We start from the raw sequence: 336 nt of genomic DNA on the forward strand, positions 1-336 counted from the left end.
TGATCGAGCTATTCGTGAAAAGAAAAAAGGAATTACATATACAGAGCGTACGAAACTTTTACAAGGAATTACGGTATATATGACAAACATTCCTACGGAATGGGTACCAAAAGAGAAAATCTATGATTTATATTCACTACGTTGGCAAATTGAACTGTTATTTAAAATATGGAAATCTTGGTTTCAAATTCATCGTTGTAAATCTATTAAACAAGAGCGATTAGAATGTCATCTTTATGGACAACTCATTAGTATCCTATTATGTTCTTCTACAATGTTTAAGATGAGAGAACTCCTGTTACGTAAGAAACAGAAAGAGCTAAGTGAATATAAAGC

1 protein-coding gene is annotated in these 336 nt (G+C 31.5%); it reads left to right on the plus strand.

The genetic code is table 11. The annotated features are described in order from the left end of the window. Positions 1–336, plus strand: a 336-nt coding sequence (locus tag BAQ49_RS03860; protein ID WP_131802707.1) for a transposase, incomplete at both ends; no start/stop codon positions are given.

This window comes from Bacillus proteolyticus, from assembly GCF_001884065.1.
Taxonomy (GTDB): Bacteria; Bacillota; Bacilli; order Bacillales; family Bacillaceae_G; genus Bacillus_A; species Bacillus_A proteolyticus.